Below are 19,847 nucleotides of genomic sequence, written 5' to 3'. Positions count from 1 at the left end.
GAGAAGAAGACTCAACGCTCGGAACAGCGTACGGGAACACGCTACGCCGACGTGCGATCACCCGACCTGGCGTAGCAACTCCTGCGCTTCATCCTGCTGGGCCGCATTACCTTCGTTGATAACCTCGCTGAGAAGGCTCCTGGCCCCGCTGGTATCGCCCATATCGATGTAGGCACGCGCCAAATCGAGCTTCGTGCCCGCCTCATCCAGGCCCGTTGACTCCTTCGATGCCGCCTCGCTCGGTTCTTCCGTGCCAGTGTCTTCTTCCAAGGTGAATTCCCCGAACTCCAGGGCGTCCTGGTCGTCGACGTCCGGATCGCCGGGCGTTTGCTCCTGGGAGCCATCCGAGGGCGCGGCCCAATCCTCGGGTAATGAGAAATCCAGTGAGCCCCACTCATCATGTCCTGCGTCCACCGATTCCCGAGACGAAGCCGAAGCGCCATCGGCCTGCGCGCGTTGTGAGGTAAACGCCTCGATCTCACCCAAATCGAACTCGAGGGCGCCGCTGTCCCGGCGGCCATGCATCGGGGGTAGCTCGTCCTCGTCCTCCTCCTCCGATTGGTTCACGGCCAACTCGGATACGGTGAGCTCGAAGTCGGCTTCCATGGCCTGCGGCTGAGTGCCCGTCGTTTCGTCCCCAACGGAAACCTCATCTCCTCCATCGGAGTGTGGTGGAGCGCTCTCCGTTTCGCGCGTAATGACATCACCGAATAACGGATGATCCGGAGCAATGTGCTGCGCCAGCCCAACCGCCCGCTGCCAGTGGGGATCGCTTTGATCGATAACCTGCGTATGCAGGACCTGCGCCTCGGCCTCGAAGCCGCTGCGATCGCCTTGCGCTGACAACACCTCAAGCAGCTTCACCCGAAGCTCGCGATTATCCGGATGCTCGCCGAGCGCATGGTCCAAAAGCTCCTGAGCCTCATTATAACGACCGTGGGCGATGTAGGCCTCAGCCTCTTCGAGCGGACTGCTCTCGCCTACCGTTGAGCCCAATGCCGGTTCCACGGCGGCGTGCCCGAGAATGGGTGTCGGTTCCCGACTCCCCACCGGCTCTGCGACGGCCGCACCGGAGGTGCTCTCCTTTGCCTTGGACGAGCCGGCGAGGGCCTTACGACGACGAACCGCCCAAACCAGGGCGAGCATCAGAAACAGCGCTCCGAGGAGCACGCCCAGCGAAACAGCACCTTGAGGCAAGTAATCGCGGAGCCGGCTTTTGAGCGACGGCTTGGCTGGCTGCTTCGCCGCGGTGTCCGCCGGCGCGCTCGCCGATTCCGCAGGCTTGTTGATATTACCGGCCGGCTCAGCGCCTTCCTGGGCCCCATCGGCTTTCGGTGCCGACCCGGCCGTGCCCGCTTGCGGCGGCGAGCTGGCCTGCTGATCGGCCAGGACCAGGGCCGCGGTCAATGGAACCCCTTCATCGAGCTGTAAGTTAACCAGACTTCTCAGCCCGACGAGTTCCTCTTTCAGGGAACTTGTCTGATCTTGAAGGCGCTCCTTGGCGGAGCTCAAGTTGGCATTGCGCTCTTGCGCCAGAGCAAGCTCGCGCTGCAGGCGTTGTATATTTTGCTCAGTCGGCGCCAACGCCTGTTCGGCAAGCGATCCCTTGCCTTGGCCCTCGGCCTTATCGACCGGGGCCACCACCTTCAAACGCCCGCTCGAATCGAGCGTTGCTGCCGTGGAGGGGGCATCAGCCGCACCGCTGTCGCCTCCGTCCCCGGCGGGGGCGCCAGTCGATGCCAAGGACGCTTCGGCACGCTCGCGCCCGTGATTTTCCCGCCAGCGGGCGAGTTGCTCCCGGACGTTTCGTGCGGCCTGCCGGGCGTCGATGCGGGCAATCTCGTTACGTGGCGGGACACGCAGCACCGCGCCCTTCATCATGGCGTTGATGTCGCCATCGATGAACGCTTCCGGGTTGGCCCGCACGATCGCTTGCATCGTCTGATAGACGGTCACCCCCTGAGGCGGGCGAACCTCGGTGGCGATGCTCCAGAGTGTCTGATTGGCTTGTACCGGCCCATAGCGCGTCGAACCGCTCGGCCGGGACACCGAGGGCTTCTCGGCAGCCGCTGCACCCGCGGGCTCCGGCCGCGGGTCGGCACCTCTCTGCTCCCCCGCGGCGAGCGCACGGCCGTTTTGCGCTGGTGTTGATGGCTCGGCGGCAGCGTATTGCGGAGGGTCCAGCAAGATAGCGTACTCGCGCTGAAGCTCGCCCTGCGGCCAGCGCACCTCGAGTAGAAAATCCAGGAAGGGTTCCTTGATGGGTTTCTCAGTGGAGATGAGGATAAAATGTCCCCCATCATCCGCTTGCTTGACCTCGAACTTCAGCTGGGAAAGGTAAAATGGTCGATCCAGCCCGGCCTCCGCGAAGGCGGCCTGCGAGGCGAGGGAAACACGCACCGCCTCGGGCTCGGCATCGCGCATCGAAAGCAGCGGGATGCGGGCAGTCAGTGGCTCGTTCAAGGCGGATTCAGAGTCGAGCTCGCCGAGGCCCAGTGCCGAGATCGATGGCGGGGCTCCCATCAATGCAACCATCAATGCCGATGCCAGCTTCCGAGCCATGAAAATTCCCTATGTCTCCGTCATTGGGGCGCCAGCCGTAGCCATTGCGCGCTGTATGCGCTATTCAACAACACGCGGCACAGCTCTATGAACCGGGCCGCCGACATCGAACCCACGGGTAAGGGTCTGTTCGCGGTGCATCCGCCAAGCGCACTTGGTTCGGCCATGCCGCCCGCCGACTGGCATTCACACTTACCGCCACGGCAGAAAGCGCGCCGCCAAGGCGTCGATCAACCCGTCCCGTCACAGGTTCGAGTGTCTTTATGCCGGATTACCCGGGCAAAAACTTCGACCTGGTTCGCAGCTTGGACAAGCAACGGGATCGACGTGACATAACGGCTCTCCGGGCCGCAAGTCGCGCTTCGGCAACCGGAGCACGGCCGCAAGCCGCTCATGGCTCGAGCAGGATCCGCAGCATGCGCCGCAACGGCTCGGCCGCACCCCAAAGCAGCTGATCGCCCGCGGTAAAAGCCGACAGGTACTGTGCTCCCATGGCGAGCTTGCGCAACCGGCCGACGGTCACGGTAAGCGTCCCCGTCACGGCCGCCGGGGTCAGATCGCGTTTGGATGCCTCCGGCTCATTGGGCACCACCCGCACCCACTCATTGGCATGCGCCAGGATTCCGGCAACCTCGTCGAGGGGCACATCCTGGCGCAATTTGATAAGTAGCGCCTGGCAGTGGGAGCGCATCACACCGACACGCACACACACTCCGTCCATCGGAATGGGATTGCCCTGGCGCCCGAGAATCTTGTTGGTCTCGGCGGCGGCCTTCCATTCCTCGCGGCTCTGCCCGGAATCCATCGCCCGGTCAATCCAGGGAATCAAACCGCCGGCGAGCGGCACACCGAAATGCTCGCACGGGTAATCCTCGCGGCACAGCGCATCGGAGATGGCACGATCGATCTCCAAGATCGCCTTGGCCGGATCGGCCAGGAGTCCGCTCGCCGCGCCGTGCAAAAAGCCCCATTGCGCGACGAGCTCACGCATATGCTGCGCTCCGGCGCCGGAAGCTGCCTGATAGGTCGTCGGGCTGATCCATTCGACCAGATCATGCTGAAGCAACCCGCCGATGGCCATCAACATGAGGCTCACCGTGCAATTGCCGCCAACGAAAGTCTTGACGCCGTTCTCACGGGCGCGATCGATGACCTCCCGATTGATCGGGTCCAGGATGATCACGCTGTCCTCGCGCATGCGTAACGTGGAGGCCGCGTCGATCCAATAGCCGTTCCAGCCCGCGCCACGCAGCTCCGGATAAACCGCCTCTGTGTAGCCTCCACCCTGGGTCGTGACGATGACATCCATTTCCCGCAGCGCGCTCAGGTCATGAGCGTCCTGTAGCGGCGCCACCTCGCCGCCCACATCCGGGCCCGGCCGGCCGGCTTGGGAAGTGGAAAAAAACTCCGGCGCTACGAGCGCGAAATCATTTTCTTCGCGCATCCGCTGCATGAGCACCGAACCGACCATGCCACGCCACCCGACGAATCCAATACGCTTCATAAAGCTCCCACCCTTATCGCTATGCTGTTCAGATTAGCGGCACTGAGCACATTCAAGCTGCCGCCGCGCGCAATGCGGCGGCGACCGCGTCGCCCATCGCGCGGGTGCCGACCCGGTGGGTACCCGCGGTGTGGATATCCGCCGTGCGATGGCCATCGACGAGCACACGGTGAACCGCCGCCTCGACCCGTTCGGCCAGACTTGGCTGATGGAGGCTGTAGCGCAGCATCATTGCCAGGGACAGGATGGTTGCGAGCGGATTGGCCACGTCCCGCCCGGCGATATCCGGTGCCGAGCCGTGTACCGGCTCATACATTCCCTTGCTTTGCTCGTCCAGGGAGGCGGAGGGCAACATACCGATGGAGCCGGTCAGCATGGCGACGCAATCGGAGAGAATGTCTCCGAAGAGGTTACCGGTGACCACCACGTCGAATTGCTTGGGGGCGCGCACCAGCTGCATCGCCGCATTGTCCACATAGAGATGAGAGAGCTCGACAGCGGGGTATTCGCTTGCCAGCTGTGTGACCACCTCGCGCCACAACCCGCTCGCCTCCAGCACGTTTGCTTTGTCGACCGAGCACAAACGCCCGCCACGCTTACCGGCAATCTCGAAAGCCAACCGCGCGATGCGGGCAATCTCAGATTCCCGGTAAACGAGTGTATTGTACCCCTCGCGCTCACCCGTGCCGAGCGTGCGAACCCCACGGGGCTCACCGAAATACAGCCCGCCGGTCAGCTCCCGCACGATCAGAATGTCCAGGTCCGCAACGATCTCCGGGCGCAACGTCGAGGCGCCGGCGAGCTCGGCATAAAGGCGGGCGGGACGTAGATTGCCAAAGAGCCCAAGCGCCGCACGGATGGCGAGTAAGCCCTGCTCCGGGCGGCGGGCGCGCTCGAGGCCCTCCCACTTCGGCCCACCGACCGCTCCGAGCAGAACCGCATCCGCCTGCCGGGCCAACCGCAGCGTGGACTCCGGCAACGGTTCGCCGGTAGCATCAATCGCCGCCCCGCCGATCTCGGCCTCTTCCAACTCCACCTGGAAGCCGTAACACTCGCGCAGGCAGCCGACAATCTTGATCGCCTCGGCAACGATCTCGGGGCCGATTCCGTCGCCGGGAAACACTGCGATGTAGGCACTCATGGTCAGGCTACCTTCTGTCCCGGTCAGGCATTCGGGGCCTCGAACAGCCAGGGCGCCTCGCGCCGCCGGCGCGCCTCGTAGGCCCGGATCTCGACGGCGTGCCGCAGCGTCAGTCCGATCTCGTCGAGCCCCTCGAGCAAAGCCTGCTTGCGGAAGGCCTCGATCTCGAAGGCGAACACCTCACCCGCCGGCGTGGTCACGCTCTGGCGCGGCAGATCCACCTCCAAGGCATAGCCGACGCTTGCGGCCACCTCACGAAACAACCGATCGACCGTTTCCTCGCCGAGCACCACCGGAAGAATCCCGTTTTTGGTGCAGTTGTTATAGAAGATTTCCGCGAAGCTCGGCGCGATCAATACCCGAAAGCCGTAGTCCTTGAGCGCCCAGGGCGCATGCTCGCGAGAGGAGCCGCAACCGAAATTGCGACGGGCGAGCAGAATGCTCGCGCCTTCATAGCGCGGCGCGTTGAGAACGAAATCCGGGTTTTTCGGCCGAAGCGCGCAGTCCTGACCGGGCTCGCCGTGGTCCAGATAACGCCACTCGTCGAAAAGATTGGGACCGAAGCCGGTGCGCTTGATCGATTTCAGAAACTGCTTGGGTATGATCGCGTCCGTGTCCACATTGGCGCGGTCGATCGGCGCCACGATGCCCCTGATCCGTATGAGCGGTTGCATTTCAGAACGCCCTCACATCGATGAAGTGACCCGCGATCGCGGCGGCAGCGGCCATCGCCGGGCTGAGCAGATGCGTTCGCCCGCCCTGGCCCTGGCGCCCCTCGAAATTACGGTTCGAGGTCGAGGCACAGCGTTCGCCGGGCTGCAGGCGATCCGCGTTCATCGCCAGGCACATGGAGCAGCCGGGCTCCCGCCACTCGAAGCCGGCGGCCTGAAAGACTCGATCCAAACCTTCCGCTTCCGCCTGTTGCTTGACGAGGCCGGAGCCCGGCACGACCAACGCGAGCTTTATGCTATCCGCCACGCGCCGCCCCCGCGCGACGGCGGCAGCCGCGCGTAGATCCTCGATTCGCGCGTTGGTGCAGGAACCGATGAATACCTTGTCCGGATGGATGTCCGTCAGCGGCAATCCCGGCGTAAGCCCCATGTATTCGAGCGCCCGCTCCATGCCGGCACGGCGGATGGGGTCGCGCTCGCTTGCCGGATCCGGCACGCAAGCGTCCACCGCCGCCACCATTTCAGGCGAGGTTCCCCAGGTCACCTGCGGCGCGATTTCGCCCGCATCGAGTTCCACGACGCGATCGAATACCGCATCCGGGTCGCTCACGAGCGTGGTCCAGTAGGCAACGGCGCGATCCCACATCGCCCCCTGCGGCGCGAACGGGCGATCGCGCACATAGTCGATCGTGGTGTCGTCCACGGCCACCAGGCCGCAACGGGCGCCCGCTTCGATCGACATATTGCACAGGGTCATGCGCCCCTCCATCGTCAGGCCACGCACGGCCTCGCCACCGAATTCGACCGCATACCCGGTAGCGCCGGCCGTGCCGATGCGACCGATCAGGGCGAGTGCGATATCCTTGGCAGTGACCCCCGTCCCGAGCGGCCCGGTCACGTTCACCAACATGCGCTTGGAGCGGGATTGGATCAGCGTCTGAGTGACGAGCACATGCTCGACCTCTGAGGTTCCGATGCCGAAGGCGAGCGCGCCCAGCGCGCCGTGCGTCGAGGTATGGGAATCGCCGCAGACCACGGTCATGCCCGGCTGGGTGACGCCCTGCTCGGGGCCGATGATATGGACGATCCCCTGCCGCCGATCCGCTAGGCGAAATTCGACGATCTTGTACTGCGTGCAGTTGCGATCCAGCGTTTCCACCTGCAACCGGGAAATCGGATCATCAATGCCCCGTGCGCGATTGAGCGTCGGCACGTTGTGATCCGCCACGGCCAGGTTGGCTTCCGGGCGCCAGGGCCGCCGTCCGGCAAGACGCATGCCCTCGAAAGCTTGGGGTGAGGTGACCTCGTGGACCAGATGACGGTCGATGTAGAGCAACGAGGTACCGTCCGCGTTGTCGCGCACGACATGCGCATCCCAGAGCTTGTCATAAAGTGTTGCGGCACCCATACGGCGTGATCTCGCGAGTCAGCATCGCAGTGATGGAAAGAAGGCTGGGACGTTTTAGCAAAACACGCGACTTGGCTGGCCGCCGGCGAATACGTTGCGCGACTTGATCCATCACGCCCCGGTCACCGACGCAGTCAAAGCCGTTCCACATTGCTTCTCGAGCGCCCTATTATACTGAACGCTCGTTCGGCAGGCTAACCGCCCACATACCCTGAGGCAGGCTCCGCGAAGCGAGCACCGCACCCGCGGCGGCAACGGCCGCTGCCGCATACCAGGTGGTGGCCGCGCCGAGGGTAGACCAGAGATAGCCGCTCGCGAGGCTGCCGGAAGCCACTCCGGCACCGAAGGTGAGGCTGCTGTACAGCGCTTGGCCACGCCCCTGATTGGGGCCAGTGAAAAAGCGGTTGATCAGCGAGATCGCCACTGCGTGGTAGACGCCGAAGGTACCCGCATGCAGGATCTGCGCGAGGCCCTGCAGCAACACCGAGTCCGGGAAGGTGCCGACAAGCGTCCAACGTACGACCGCCACCATCAGGGCGAGGGTCATCAGCCGTCGCGGACCGAATTGCGGCAGCCACCGGTGCATCCGCAGAAACACCATGATTTCGGCGACCACCCCCACCGCCCAAAGCGCGCCTATCGCTGCCCCAGAATAACCGTGGTCGGCCAGATAGATACTGTAGAAGACATAAAAGGGACCGTGGCTCGCCTGCAACAGATAGCATGCCGCCAGAAAACCCAACACATTCGGCCGCAGCAAAACCCGGCGAAACGGCTCATGGGTGTCGTCGTGGGCATGCTCCGGCGCGCTCGGAGCGAACATGCCCGCCGCGGCCAACCCGATGAGCAACACCAGCAACGCCCACGGCACGACGCGCAGGCCCACGCGGTCGGTGAGCTCGCCGAGCAACGTTACCGACACGATAAAGCCTATCGAGCCCCATAGCCGGATACGGCTGTAGCGATGGTCCTGCGCCCCCAGATGGTTCATGGTATTGGCTTCGAACTGTGGCAGCGCGGCGTTCCAAAAAAAGCCGAACAGGGCCATCAATAACGCGAGCCATCCATAGCCCTCGCCGAGCAGCATGCCGGCGAACGCCGAGGCAGCGGCAACGCAGGCGAATCGCACCATCGTCATGCGCCGCCTGCTGCGATCGGCCACCCAGCCCCAAATATTGGGCGCGATGATTTTCGTGGCATAGAGAACGGCGATGAGCTCGCCGATGGCACTGGCGCTGAAACCCAGCGAGCGCAGATAAGCGCCCCAATAAGGCGCCAGCCCGCCGACGACGGCGAAGAAGAAGAAATAGAACGCCGCCAAGCGCCAGTAGGGAGTCCCGGGTGGGCCCATACACTCAGCGGCCACGGCCGCTGGGAATGACTGGCGTATCGGTGCGGACATCCGCGCACTGCGCGCGGTGGCGTAGGTAATGATCCATGAGCACCAAAGCCAGCATGGCCTCGGCGATGGGCGTGGCGCGGATGCCCACGCAAGGGTCGTGGCGCCCGGTGGTCACCACCTCCTCGGGCTTGCCGCGCGTGTCGATGGAACGCCCGGGGACGCGGATGCTGGAGGTCGGCTTGAGAACGAGGCTGGCAACGATATCCTGTCCGGTCGAGATCCCGCCCAGAATACCGCCGGCATTGTTGGACAAGAAGCCCTCGGGCGTCATCTCGTCGCGATGGCTGCTACCGAGCTGCTCCACGGCGGCAAAGCCGGCGCCGATCTCAACGCCTTTGGCGGCATTGATTCCCATCAGAGCACGGGCGATTTCGGCATCCAGCCGATCGAAGACCGGCTCGCCGAGGCCCACGGGCACGTTCTCTGCCACAACGTTTACCCGGGCACCGACGGAGTCCCCCTGGCGGCGCAAATCATCCAGGTAGCGCTCCAACTCCGGAATCCGATCCGGGTCGGCGCAAAAGAACGGATTGGTCTCGACCGCGTCCCAGTCACGCCGCTCCAGGCGGATCGGGCCAAGCTGTGCTAAATAGCCGCGGATGCGCACGCCAAGCCGCTGCGCCAAGTACTTCCGGGCGATGGCCCCGGCCGCGACACGCATCGCCGTCTCGCGTGCCGAGGAACGCCCGCCGCCGCGGTAATCGCGTATGCCGTACTTCTGTTGATAGGTATAGTCGGCGTGGCCGGGGCGAAAGCTCGCTTTGATCTTGGCATAGTCTTTGGAACGATGATCGGTGTTTTCGATCAGCAGGCCGATGGGGGTGCCCGTCGACTTGCCCTCGAAAACGCCTGAGAGGATGCTGACCCGATCGGGTTCGCGGCGTTGCGAGGTGTGCCGGGACGTTCCCGGCCTGCGGCGCTCCAGATCCCTCTGCAGATCCTCCTCGCAAAGCGCCAGCCCCGGCGGGCAACCGTCGACGACGGCACCAAGCGCCGGACCGTGGCTTTCACCGAAGCTCGTTACCGTAAAGACTTTGCCGAAAGTGTTGCCCGACATCGGTCGCTACCACGTCATTGTCAATCGACTCAGGAAAATTACCGATGGGCCGAGAGCGGCGTGCCAGAGATTTCAGGCGCCCCGATACCGATCGGCGCACCGCAACGATCATAGCCGATCCCGCGGGGTAACGGCTAATGCGCCCGCCGCGGGCATATGTGATAATCTGCCGCCACCCCTAACCGGACCAATCCACGACCAATGCCGCAAACGCTAAGCGCCGCCGAGCATGGACGCCCCAGTCTCGGCGATTGGCTCAAAACGCTGCCACTCTATCCGCTGCCTCAGCACGCCATCTCGCGCATCGTGCTGCAGGCGACACGGGCGCGCAATAGCCGCTGGAAAAACGCCCTCATACGCTGGTTCGTCCGCGCTTATCGGGTCGATCTCGAAGAGGCAAGCGAGCCCGACGCGACGGCGTATCCGGATTTCAACAGCTTTTTCACGCGGGCATTGCGGCCCGATGCCCGGCCCTTGCCGGATGACAACGCGGCGGTCATCTGCCCGGCCGATGGTGCGATCAGCGAGGTCGGCGGGATCGACGGCATGTATCTATTGCAGGCCAAAGGACGCCGCTTCAGTGTTGCCGAGCTGCTTGGTGGCGACGACGAGATCGCGGCGCGCTTCCATGGGGGCCAATTCGTAACCGTCTATCTTTCCCCCCGCGACTACCATCGCGTCCACATGCCGGCCGCCGGCACGCTACGGCGCATGACGCATGTGCCCGGCCGGTTATTCAGTGTGGCTCCGCATACGGTACGTACGATACCGCGCCTTTTCAGCCGCAATGAGCGCGTGGTGACCTTGTTCGAGACCGAGCACGGGCCACTCGCCGTGATCCTCATCGGCGCGATCTGTGTCGCAAGCATCGAGACCGTCTGGGCCGGAGTGGTCACCCCGCCGCGCGGCCGCCGGCTACGCAGTTGGCATTACCCGCCGCAGCAGCACCGGCTCGCGCGTGGCGCGGAGTTGGGCCGCTTCAACATGGGCTCGACCGTCATCGTATTGTTCGGCCCCGGCCAGGTGACGTGGCGCAAGGATTTAACCGCCGAGCAGCCGGTGCGTATGGGTCAAGCGTTGGGACGCTTCCTGCGGGATTAACAGGGGCCGCCGCCGCTCAGGCGCGCTCAATCGGGAAGGCGATCACTTCGTCGATGTGGCTGGCTCCGAGCGCGCGCATGACGAGCCGATCCACGCCCAGCGCCACGCCAGCACAGGCCGGGAGGCCGGCTTGCATTGCCGCCAACAGGCGGGCATCGCCTTGCGGCAGCACCAACCCGCGCCGGGCGCGCCGGGCGCGCTCGCGCTCAAAGCGCAGCCGCTGTTCGCCCGCATCGGTAAGCTCATGGTAGCCATTGGCGAGTTCCATCCCGTTGTTGAAAAGCTCGAAGCGCTCGGCGACTCGCGGATCATCCGGGCGCAGCCGGGCTAGCGCCGCCTGCGAGGCCGGAAAATCGTGAAGGAAGGTCAGCCGCTCACCTGCCAGCGCGGGCACCACTCGCTCACTCAACAGCAGGTCAAGCAGCGCATCGCGCTCCAGCGCGGCCATAGCCGCCGCGCTCAGGCCGAGGCCCGCGGCACTCGTCTCCAAGAGCCGTCTTGGCGCCTCGAGTGGATCGATGCCGAGGTGGTTGCGAAACGCCTGCGCATAGGTCATCCGCTCGACGCCAAGCTCCCCGAGCAGTCGGCGACACAGATCCGCCACTTCGTCCATCAGCGCGTAATGGTCCCAACCGATGCGATACCATTCGAGCAGCGTGAATTCCGGATTGTGCAGACGCCCGCGCTCCCCGGCACGAAAGGCATGGGTGATTTGATAAATCGCGCCGCTCCCCGCGGCGAGCAGGCGCTTCATGGCATGCTCGGGCGAGCTCTGCAGCCACAAATGCCCGTCGGGTGGCGCGCCGGCAGCCTCGTAAGCGACACGAATGCTCGCCACGTTCGGATCCATCGCCCCCGCACCCATCAGACAGGGCGTTTCCACCTCCAGCACGCCCCGCTCGGCAAAGAAGGCGCGAATGGCGGAAAGTAGGCCCGCCCGCTGCTGAAGCACTTCGCGAGAAGCCGACGGGCACCAATCAGCACGCACCGCGGAGTCTCACTCCTTCGCGCGCGAGATGTACGCTCCGTTACGGGTATCGACCCGAACGACTTCACCCTCCTCGATGAACAGCGGCACCTGGACGACGGCACCGGTCTCCAAGGTCGCCGGCTTACCACCACCGCCGCTGGTGTCGCCCCTCACGCCCGGATCGGTCTCAACCACAGCGAGGCTGACGTGCGCGGGCGGCTCTACGGATAGCGGTTCGTTATTCCACAGCGTTACCTTGCATATATCCTGCTCTTTGAGCCATTTGGCTGCGTCGCCGATCACTGCTTTACCGGCCGCGTACTGCTCGAAGCTGTCCGGTTTCATAAAGTGCCAGAACTCGCCGTCGGTGTAGAGGTACTGCATCTCGGTCTCGATGACGTCCGCGGCCTCTACCGTATCGCCAGACTTGAACGTGCGTTCGACCACACGGGCAGAGCGCAAATTGCGAACCTTTACCCGGTTGAACGCCTGACCTTTGCCGGGCTTGACGAACTCGTTTTCAACGATGGCATACGGATCACCGTCGAGCAGAATTTTCAGTCCCGCCTTGAATTGGCTGGTGGAATAACTGGCCATGAAACCCCTGCTTGCGCTGAAATTCAGATACTTTTAGGCACACCCGCTCGGCAGGCACTTGCTCCGCGCGCCCCGAAGCGCGAATACTAACGAAAAAACAAGGGTGTTAGAATAATTTTTATGAGCGGGCCCCCACTCGCGGCACAGCATACGAGCACTCGCCCTTTCTGGCAGCAGGAACTCGCCCGGGCAATTCGTGATCCGGGTGAGCTCTTGGCGCTGCTGGAGCTACCAGGGACTCTGCTGGAGCCCGCCCGGCTCGCGTCCCGGCAGTTCCCGCTGCGCGTGCCGCGAGGCTACGTCGCACGCATGGAACGCGGCAATCCCGATGACCCTCTCCTACGGCAGGTGCTTCCGCTGGCAGCGGAACTGGACGCCGCGCCGGGGTTCGTTGCCGATCCGGTCGGTGATCTTGGGGCGGCCACACAGCCCGGCGTGCTGCATAAGTATCATGGGCGGGTATTGCTCATCACCACCGGCGCCTGCGCGGTGAACTGCCGCTACTGTTTTCGACGGCTCTTCCCCTACAGCGAGGCGAATGCTTCGGCCGATCAGTGGCATGCTGCGCTACGATATATCGAGCAGCGCCCGGAAGTCGAAGAGGTCATATTAAGCGGCGGAGACCCGCTGACCTTGACCGACCGCCGCCTCGCTCAACTCGTCTCTCGATTGGCCGATATTCCTCATATCCGGCGCCTGCGAATACACAGCCGCCTACCCGTAGTGCTGCCCTCACGGGTTACCGATGAAATGCTCGACTGGTTTGCGGGCGGGCGGCTACAGGCAATCATGGTGCTGCACGCCAACCATGCCAATGAGTTGGACGCAGCGGTGGCCAACGCCGTCAAGCGCCTCCGCGACTCCGGGGCAACCGTTCTCAACCAAACGGTGCTGCTGCGGGGTGTCAACGACGAGGCGATGGCGCTGACGGCGCTCAACCACCGGTTGTTCGATAGCGGCGTTTTGCCCTATTACCTGCATTTGCTCGATCGGGTGGCCGGCGCCAGCCATTTTGAGATCGCGCAGAGCCGTGCGCGCAAGCTGCACCGGCAGATGGCCGCACGGCTGCCCGGCTACCTGGTCCCGCGGCTGGTGCAGGAAATCGAAGGTGCGCCGGGAAAACGCTGGTTGCCGCCCTGAGCAAGGAAGCCTTGGAGGGGGGCGGTGAACCGACGGCATTGGCCGGCTGCGGCAGAAAGGAACGCCTCCCTGAACCAGGCCAGCTCAAGCGAGTAGGGAAGACAATGGAGCACTCGAGAACCAATTATCTTCCGGTACCGGACCGGGAACCGGCGAGCACGGGTAGCTTCGATTATCGTCCCAAGTCCGTGGAGGACTGGCTGCACAACCTCCCGGTCGCCGACCTCGGCATGACCAGCCGCCACGTCTACGAATCGCTTCGGAGCTCCAATCGTCGGGAGTTGCAAGCCAATTTGCGCCTGGGCTATCTGGAGCAGCTCCGCGAGATCGTGGGCTACATCACCAACGGCTTGCGCAAGCAGTATGTCGGCCGCGAGCTGCCCCTGCGCTCCAAGGCGAGCTGCGTCGTGACGTTGGCCATTCGGCTGCTACAGGAAATGGCGCTGGGCTACGAGATCCTGATCGAGGCGGCCCGCCACCACTCCCGTCTCGGGCTCGGCCATCGCCGCCGCCTCGCCCCGGCGCTCGACCGGGCCATTCGTTACCGCTCGCGCGTGCTGCTCGAGAGCTGGACGGTCTATCAGGCACCGCCGCAGGAGACATGGCGCCGATTGCACACGCTCTTCACCATTGCCAAGCAGGTTGGGCTCGACGAGCAGCCGGTCCGGGATTTCGAGCTGGCCAACGCGCGCCGACGCAGCACGCCCGGCCAAGCCTATCGGCAAGTCGTGCTGCTCGCCGCCGCGGGCCCGCAACGGATGCACCATAGCGAAATTCAGGACGCCTATCGCTTGCTGGAACACTGGGCCGCGGCGGCACGGCTCGTCGATGCACGAGAACCGGCGGCACGAGAAGCGCTGTTCCGTGTGCCGCGGGCGCTCGATGAGCCGCCGCAGCCACTCACCATCGGTTCAGCGCAGCCCCAAGATCGGCTACTGGTCACCGACGCGCTGCTGCGGCTCATCGAGCGGGAGTTCGCCAGCACAAGAAAAGGTGCCTTCTGGCGGCGCAGACCGATGGCGGATATCCATCCGGAGCTTTTGCGTCGCCTGTCGCTGGCATTGGGCGCCGTGGCGGACCGCCGGCGACAGTCCCGCATGCGGCTCAAAGCGCGTCTGCAAGCCGTCCTGGGCCTGACAGCCATTCACAGTGCACTGTCCCGAGAGCTCGGCCGCGAGGCCGAAGCGTTCGAACCGGTGCATGACCGGTTCCAATACCATGACGCGCAATTGGCCCAGCAGGATGAGTCCGACGTCTGGGACCTGATCTATCCAGCCGAGCTGATGGCCGTGACGCTGGACCAGCAGCGGCAAACCGCGCGTGATGCGGGCTCTGAGTCGCACCACGATGAATTCCTCGACTGGAGTTTGGTAAACGTCAGTGCCGGTGGTTATTGTCTCGTCTCCGGGCCACAGCAGAATATGCGCGCGCGCGTAGGCGAGCTGATTGCGATGCGGGAGATGACGCATCACGGGCTACCCTGGCAGCTCGGCGCAATCCGATGGATTCGGGCCACGCCCGAGCAGACGTTGCAGATTGGTGTCCAGCTCCTCGCGCCCAACCCCGCTCCGGTACGGCTTCGCGCCGAGCACGCGGACTATCGCTTTGGTCCGCTCGAACCGGGTCTGTTGCTGCCTGCGGTGACGGCGACCGGTCAAGCGGCGACGCTAGTCGCCCCGGGGCGCCATTTCGCGGCTCAGCGGCGTTCGCGGATACGCTACGGGCTGCGCGAAACCGAGGTGGAACTCAGCCGCGAGCTCGATGCCACCGCACACTATGTTCAATTTGAGTTGCGCGGCGACGACGCGCTGGAAGCGCAGACCACGGCGCGTGACGAATTCGTGCCCGCCTCGTAAACGACGAGGTAAGACTAGGGATGCAAGGTGAGGGATGACAGGCGAGAAAAATCTGCTGCGGTTGGTGATCGCCGAAGAATCGCTCAATGACACCGAACACCTCCTCAACGGCCTGCGTAATGCGGGATTTGCCGTGCGCGCCACATCGGTGAGCGACGAAGAGACACTGCAAGCGGCCCTATCGGAGCACAGTCAGGACCTTCTCATCTGCGCACCGGCCCTCGACGAGCTGTCACCCGCTGCCGCCGCGCAGATCGCGTCCCAATCCGACCGTGATCTACCATTGCTGATCCTTGGCGAACAGTCCGACCCGCAGTTGCGCCTCGAGGTAATGCGCATCGGTGCCGCGGACCTTGTTCATAAAGACGACGCGGAGCACTTCCGGCTCGTCGTCGCGCGCGAGCTTCGCAATCTACGTGAGCGCCGCCGCCTGCGCGAGCTCGAGGCCGCCTCGCACGAGGCGGAACGACGCTGTCACACTCTGCTCGACAGCTCCCGCGATGCCATCGCTTATGTCCACGAGGGCATGCATATCTATGCCAACGCGGCCTATTTGGAGCGTTTCGGCATCCCGACCGCCGAGGCGATCGAGGGCATGCCCATCCTCGATCTGATCGCCCTGGACGACCAAACGCGCTTCAAGGATTTTCTCCGGCGCTACAGCCAGGGCAACGGCAACGAGCACGATATCGAGATCGGCATCCAAGCGGCGGGAGGCGAAATACAAGCGGCCGCCATGCATTTCTCCGCCACCAGCATCGAGGGCGAACCCTGCACGCAGATCCTGATGCGCACGCCGAGCGCGGGCCTCGAACAGGAATTGGCCAGCCTCAGCCGCCGCGACGTGCTCACCGGCTTGTTCAACCGTAAATATTTCCTCGAGCAGCTCGATCGCACGCTTGTCGAGCGCTCGGCGTCGAGTCCGCCGCCGAACATCGGACTGCTCTATGTACAGACGGACAATTTAGAAGCGGCCCATGCAAGCTTAGGGGTCACGTCTGTAGAACTCGTTCTCGGTGACATCGCCAAAATCATCGAGACACAGATCGGTGAAGGCGACGTGGCCGCCCACTACGCGGACACCGTGTTCACCGTCTTGCTGCCGAACCGCTCCGTGCACGATACGATCGGATTGGCCGAGGCGGTACGGCAAAGCGTCGAGGAAGATGTCTCGGAAGCCGGCAACCGGACGATCACGAAGTCTTGCAGCATCGGCATCGCGATGATTGGCGAAGGCGTGGCCGATGCCGGCCAAGCCATCAATCTGGCGGCCGAGGCGAGCGAGACGGCTCGTCGCGAGGGCGGCAACCGCATTCACCTCCATCCCACGGCCGAGGGGAGTGGGAGTGAGGGCGGCAGTGACTGGAAAAGCCGTCTCGAACATGCCCTCGCCGACGAAACGTTTTATCTCGTATATCAACCGATTGTTTCATTGTCTGGCGATCCGCTGGAGCGCTACGAGACCCGCTTGCGCCTGAGCGGCGATAACGGTCAACCGCTGGCGCCGCGCGACTTCATGCCTTTTGCGGATCAATGCGGCCTGACTCCGGCGATCGATCGGTGGCTCACCCGATCGGTGCTCGCGGCTATCGCGAAGCGCCGGGCGGCCGGACATCAGACGCGAGTCTTTACCAAGATCACCGGAGGCACCCTCAGTGACCCGGAATTCTTGCCGTTTCTTGCCGCGGAGCTCGCGCGCCTGGACGTGGAAGGCAAGGACATCATCTTCGAGCTGAGCGAGCCCGTCGCCATGACGCAGCTCAATCAGGCAAAGGCATTCTATGACGGGATCACAGAGCTCGGGTGCGGCTTCGCCTTGGACCAGTTCGGCAGCGAGCTCAATTCCTTTCAGTTGCTCAAGCACCTACCAGCCGAGTACCTGAAGCTCGATCAAAGCCTCTGCCTCGATCTCGTCGATAGCGTGGAAACCCAACGCAAGCTGCGGCGCGTCGTTGACACCGCGCACACCATGGGCAAGCTGGTTATCGCCGGCTATCTTGAGGAGGCCACAGCGCTCGCCACCCTCTGGCAATACAAAGTGGATCTGGTGCAAGGCCATTTCCTTCACGAGCCCGTCCCGGAGATGAACTACGATTTCACCGGCATGGTGATCTGATCGGTTCATCCCGGCCAAGCCGCGGCCTCGCGGACGCGCTCAGGAAACCTCACCCCCGTCTCCCAACCAAAGCTGCTGGACCCGTTGAAAGCCCCGCGGCAGGCTGTCTCCGCGTCGACCGCGTTGACCGACATAGCGCTCCAGGTCATTTGGGCGCAGCGTGAGCGTTCGCTTACCTGCCTGGAGAATGACCGAACGCAGCGCAGGAACCGCCAAGACACCGGCCACCACCTCCTCTCCGCTCCTCAGCCGCTGCGTTGGAATCTGAATGAGCTTGTTGCCCTTGCCTTTGTTGAGCTCGGGCAATTCCTGCAGCGGGTAGGCCAGAAGCCGGCCGGCCGTGGTGACTGCCACCAGGCGGTCCTGCGAGAGTGTCTGCACTCGCGCGGGTTTGAGCACCTGCGCTTCGTCGGCAAGGCTCAAAACGGCTTTGCCCGCCCGGTTCTTGCTGTAGAGATTAGCCAACCGGACGATGAACCCGTAACCATGGTCGCTTGCCAGCACCCAAAGCGAATCCGGAGCGCCGAGCAAGACGTACCTGAACTCGGCCCCGGCCGGTAGAGCCAAGCGACCCGTCAGGGGCTCGCCCTGACCCCGTGCCGAGGGCAGCGTATGCGCCGGCAGGGTATAGGCCCGACCCTGCGAATCCAGAAAGACCGCCTGCTGATTGCTGCGGCCCATCGCCGCGTCACGATAACCATCCCCTGCCTTGTAGCTCAGCCGTTGCGCGTCTACGTCATGCCCCTTGGCCGCCCGAATCCAGCCTTTCTGCGACAATACGAGCGTTGCCGGCTCGCTCGGCACCAGCTCCGTCTCGCTCAGTGCCTGCGCCGTGCCGCGCCGGACCAGCGGGGAGCGCCTCTCATCGCCGTACTTCTGCGCATCCTCTTGAAGCTCCGATTTGATCAGCGCTTTGAGCTTTACCTCCGAGTCCAACGTGGCGCGAAGCTGATCCCGCTCGCCCTGCAACTCATCCTGCTCAGCACGAATCTTGATTTCCTCGAGCTTTGCCAGATGGCGCAGACGCAGCTCCAAAATGGCCTCGGCTTGGGGCTCGGTTAGAGCGAAGCGCTCCATCAGCACGGGCTTGGGCTTGTCCTCGGCACGGATGATCGCAATCACCTCGTCAATATTGAGAAACGCGATCAGATAGCCGTCGAGAAGGTGCAGACGCGCCTCGACCTTACCCAAGCGCCAGCGCAGACGCCGGCGTACGGTTTCGGTGCGGAAGCGCAACCATTCCACCAATATTTCCCGCAGGTTGCGCACCCGCGGCCGCGCATCCAGGCCGATGACATTGAGGTTCACCCGATAGGTCTTCTCGAGCTCGGTGGTGGCGAACAAATGATCCATGAGCTGCTCGGCGTCTACCCGAGCGCTACGCGGGGTGATGATCAATCGCGTGGGGCTGTCGTGATCCGACTCGTCCCGCAAATCCTCGACCATCGGCAGTTTCCTGGTCTGCATCTGCGCGGCGATCTGCTCGAGGATCTTGCTGCCGGAGACCTGATACGGTAACGCCGTGATAACGATGTCGAGCCCCTCGCGCTCCCAGCATGCCCGCTGGCGCAGACCGCCGTAGCCGGTTTCGTAAAGGCGCTGGATGTCCTCGACCGGCGTGATGATCTCACCGCGGGTGGGAAAATCCGGACCTAGAATCGCTTCGCAGAGCTCAGCCACGCCGGCTTCCGGCTGATCGAGTAGCCGAATGCAGGCCGCGGCCACCTCGCGCAGGTTATGGGGCGGGATATCGGTGGCCATGCCCACCGCGATGCCGGTGCAGCCGTTGAGCAACAGGTTGGGCACTCGAGCCGGCAGCACCTGAGGCTCCTCCAACGTCCCGTCAAAATTTGGCATCCACCCCACCGTGCCCTCGCCAAGCTCGGAAAGCAGGAGCTGGGCGTAGGGCGTAAGGCGCGCTTCGGTGTAGCGCATGGCCGCGAACGATTTCGGATCATCGGCGGAACCCCAGTTGCCCTGTCCGTCCACGAGCGGGTAGCGATAGGAAAATGGCTGCGCCATGAGCACCATGGCCTCGTAGCAAGCGGAATCACCGTGCGGATGGTATTTTCCGAGCACATCGCCGACGGTGCGGGCGGATTTCTTGAATTTGGAGGAGGCGGAAATTCCGAGCTCGGACATGGCGTAAATGATGCGCCGCTGGACCGGCTTCAGCCCGTCTCCGAGATGGGGCAGCGCCCGGTCGAGAATGACGTACATGGAGTAGTCCAGATACGCCTTCTCCGTGAACTCGCGCAGCGGCCGAGTCTCGTAATCGGCATCGTGTGCAGGCAATTCGCTTCAACCCCTTGCTACTGCGCG

At 63.9% G+C, this 19,847-nt stretch carries 14 protein-coding genes; 4 read left to right on the top strand and 10 right to left on the bottom strand.

Going from position 1 to position 19,847, the window contains the following annotated elements; genetic code table 11:
- Positions 1-57: 57 nt before the first annotated feature.
- The 7 genes from AC52Q4_RS12985 to aroC all read right to left on the bottom strand — a co-directional run bounded on the left by AC52Q4_RS12985 (position 58) and on the right by aroC (position 9,745).
- On the bottom strand, positions 58-2,562 hold the full coding sequence (locus AC52Q4_RS12985) for a motility hub landmark protein FimV (protein WP_495537220.1): 2,505 nt from the start codon (positions 2,560-2,562) through the stop codon (positions 58-60).
- 391 nt (positions 2,563-2,953) lie between these two features.
- Positions 2,954-4,066, bottom strand: coding sequence for an aspartate-semialdehyde dehydrogenase (asd, locus tag AC52Q4_RS12980; RefSeq protein WP_495537219.1), 1,113 nt, complete (start codon positions 4,064-4,066; stop codon positions 2,954-2,956).
- Between the two features lie 52 nt (positions 4,067-4,118).
- Complete coding sequence (leuB, locus tag AC52Q4_RS12975; protein WP_495537218.1) at positions 4,119-5,207, bottom strand: 3-isopropylmalate dehydrogenase; 1,089 nt, start codon at positions 5,205-5,207, stop codon at positions 4,119-4,121.
- A gap of 23 nt (positions 5,208-5,230) precedes the next feature.
- Positions 5,231-5,881, bottom strand: a complete 651-nt coding sequence (gene leuD, locus AC52Q4_RS12970; RefSeq protein WP_495537217.1) for a 3-isopropylmalate dehydratase small subunit — start codon at positions 5,879-5,881, stop codon at positions 5,231-5,233.
- Position 5,882: 1 nt separating this feature from the next.
- Positions 5,883-7,286, bottom strand: a complete 1,404-nt coding sequence (gene leuC, locus AC52Q4_RS12965) for a 3-isopropylmalate dehydratase large subunit (protein ID WP_495537216.1) — start codon at positions 7,284-7,286, stop codon at positions 5,883-5,885.
- Between the two features lie 169 nt (positions 7,287-7,455).
- Entirely contained in the window at positions 7,456-8,637 is a 1,182-nt protein-coding gene (locus AC52Q4_RS12960; protein WP_495537215.1) for an MFS transporter, read from the bottom strand.
- Between the two features lie 4 nt (positions 8,638-8,641).
- Positions 8,642-9,745 carry a chorismate synthase gene (gene aroC, locus AC52Q4_RS12955; RefSeq protein ID WP_495537214.1) on the bottom strand — a complete coding sequence of 368 codons (1,104 nt, stop codon included), beginning with the start codon at positions 9,743-9,745 and terminating at the stop codon, positions 8,642-8,644.
- A 201-nt stretch (positions 9,746-9,946) separates the two neighbouring features.
- Between aroC and asd (AC52Q4_RS12950) the strand changes: the two genes are divergently transcribed.
- Complete coding sequence (asd, locus tag AC52Q4_RS12950) at positions 9,947-10,846, top strand: archaetidylserine decarboxylase (RefSeq protein WP_495537213.1); 900 nt, start codon at positions 9,947-9,949, stop codon at positions 10,844-10,846.
- 16 nt (positions 10,847-10,862) lie between these two features.
- Here asd (AC52Q4_RS12950) and epmA read toward each other — a convergent pair whose 3' ends face one another.
- A complete protein-coding gene (gene epmA, locus AC52Q4_RS12945; RefSeq protein ID WP_495537212.1) occupies positions 10,863-11,834 on the bottom strand; it encodes an EF-P lysine aminoacylase EpmA in 972 nt (323 codons plus the stop codon).
- Between the two features lie 9 nt (positions 11,835-11,843).
- A complete protein-coding gene (gene efp / locus AC52Q4_RS12940; protein ID WP_495537211.1) occupies positions 11,844-12,413 on the bottom strand; it encodes an elongation factor P in 570 nt (189 codons plus the stop codon).
- Positions 12,414-12,533: 120 nt separating this feature from the next.
- On the opposite strand from efp, the gene epmB reads away from it, so the two are divergent.
- From epmB to AC52Q4_RS12925, 3 genes are all read left to right on the top strand, one after another.
- On the top strand, positions 12,534-13,553 hold the full coding sequence (epmB, locus tag AC52Q4_RS12935; protein WP_495537210.1) for an EF-P beta-lysylation protein EpmB: 1,020 nt from the start codon (positions 12,534-12,536) through the stop codon (positions 13,551-13,553).
- 104 nt (positions 13,554-13,657) lie between these two features.
- Positions 13,658-15,409, top strand: a complete 1,752-nt coding sequence (locus AC52Q4_RS12930) for a cyclic-di-GMP receptor FimW-related protein (RefSeq protein WP_495537209.1) — start codon at positions 13,658-13,660, stop codon at positions 15,407-15,409.
- A gap of 34 nt (positions 15,410-15,443) precedes the next feature.
- Positions 15,444-17,525, top strand: coding sequence for an EAL domain-containing response regulator (locus AC52Q4_RS12925; RefSeq protein WP_495537208.1), 2,082 nt, complete (start codon positions 15,444-15,446; stop codon positions 17,523-17,525).
- 39 nt (positions 17,526-17,564) lie between these two features.
- Here the strand turns inward: AC52Q4_RS12925 and parC are convergent, their stop codons facing one another.
- Positions 17,565-19,820, bottom strand: a complete 2,256-nt coding sequence (parC, locus tag AC52Q4_RS12920; protein WP_495537207.1) for a DNA topoisomerase IV subunit A — start codon at positions 19,818-19,820, stop codon at positions 17,565-17,567.
- Positions 19,821-19,847 lie beyond the last annotated feature (27 nt).

The sequence above is a fragment of the Nitrococcus sp. genome (genome assembly GCF_059432795.1).
This window is presented reverse-complemented; position numbering and strand designations above follow the sequence as displayed.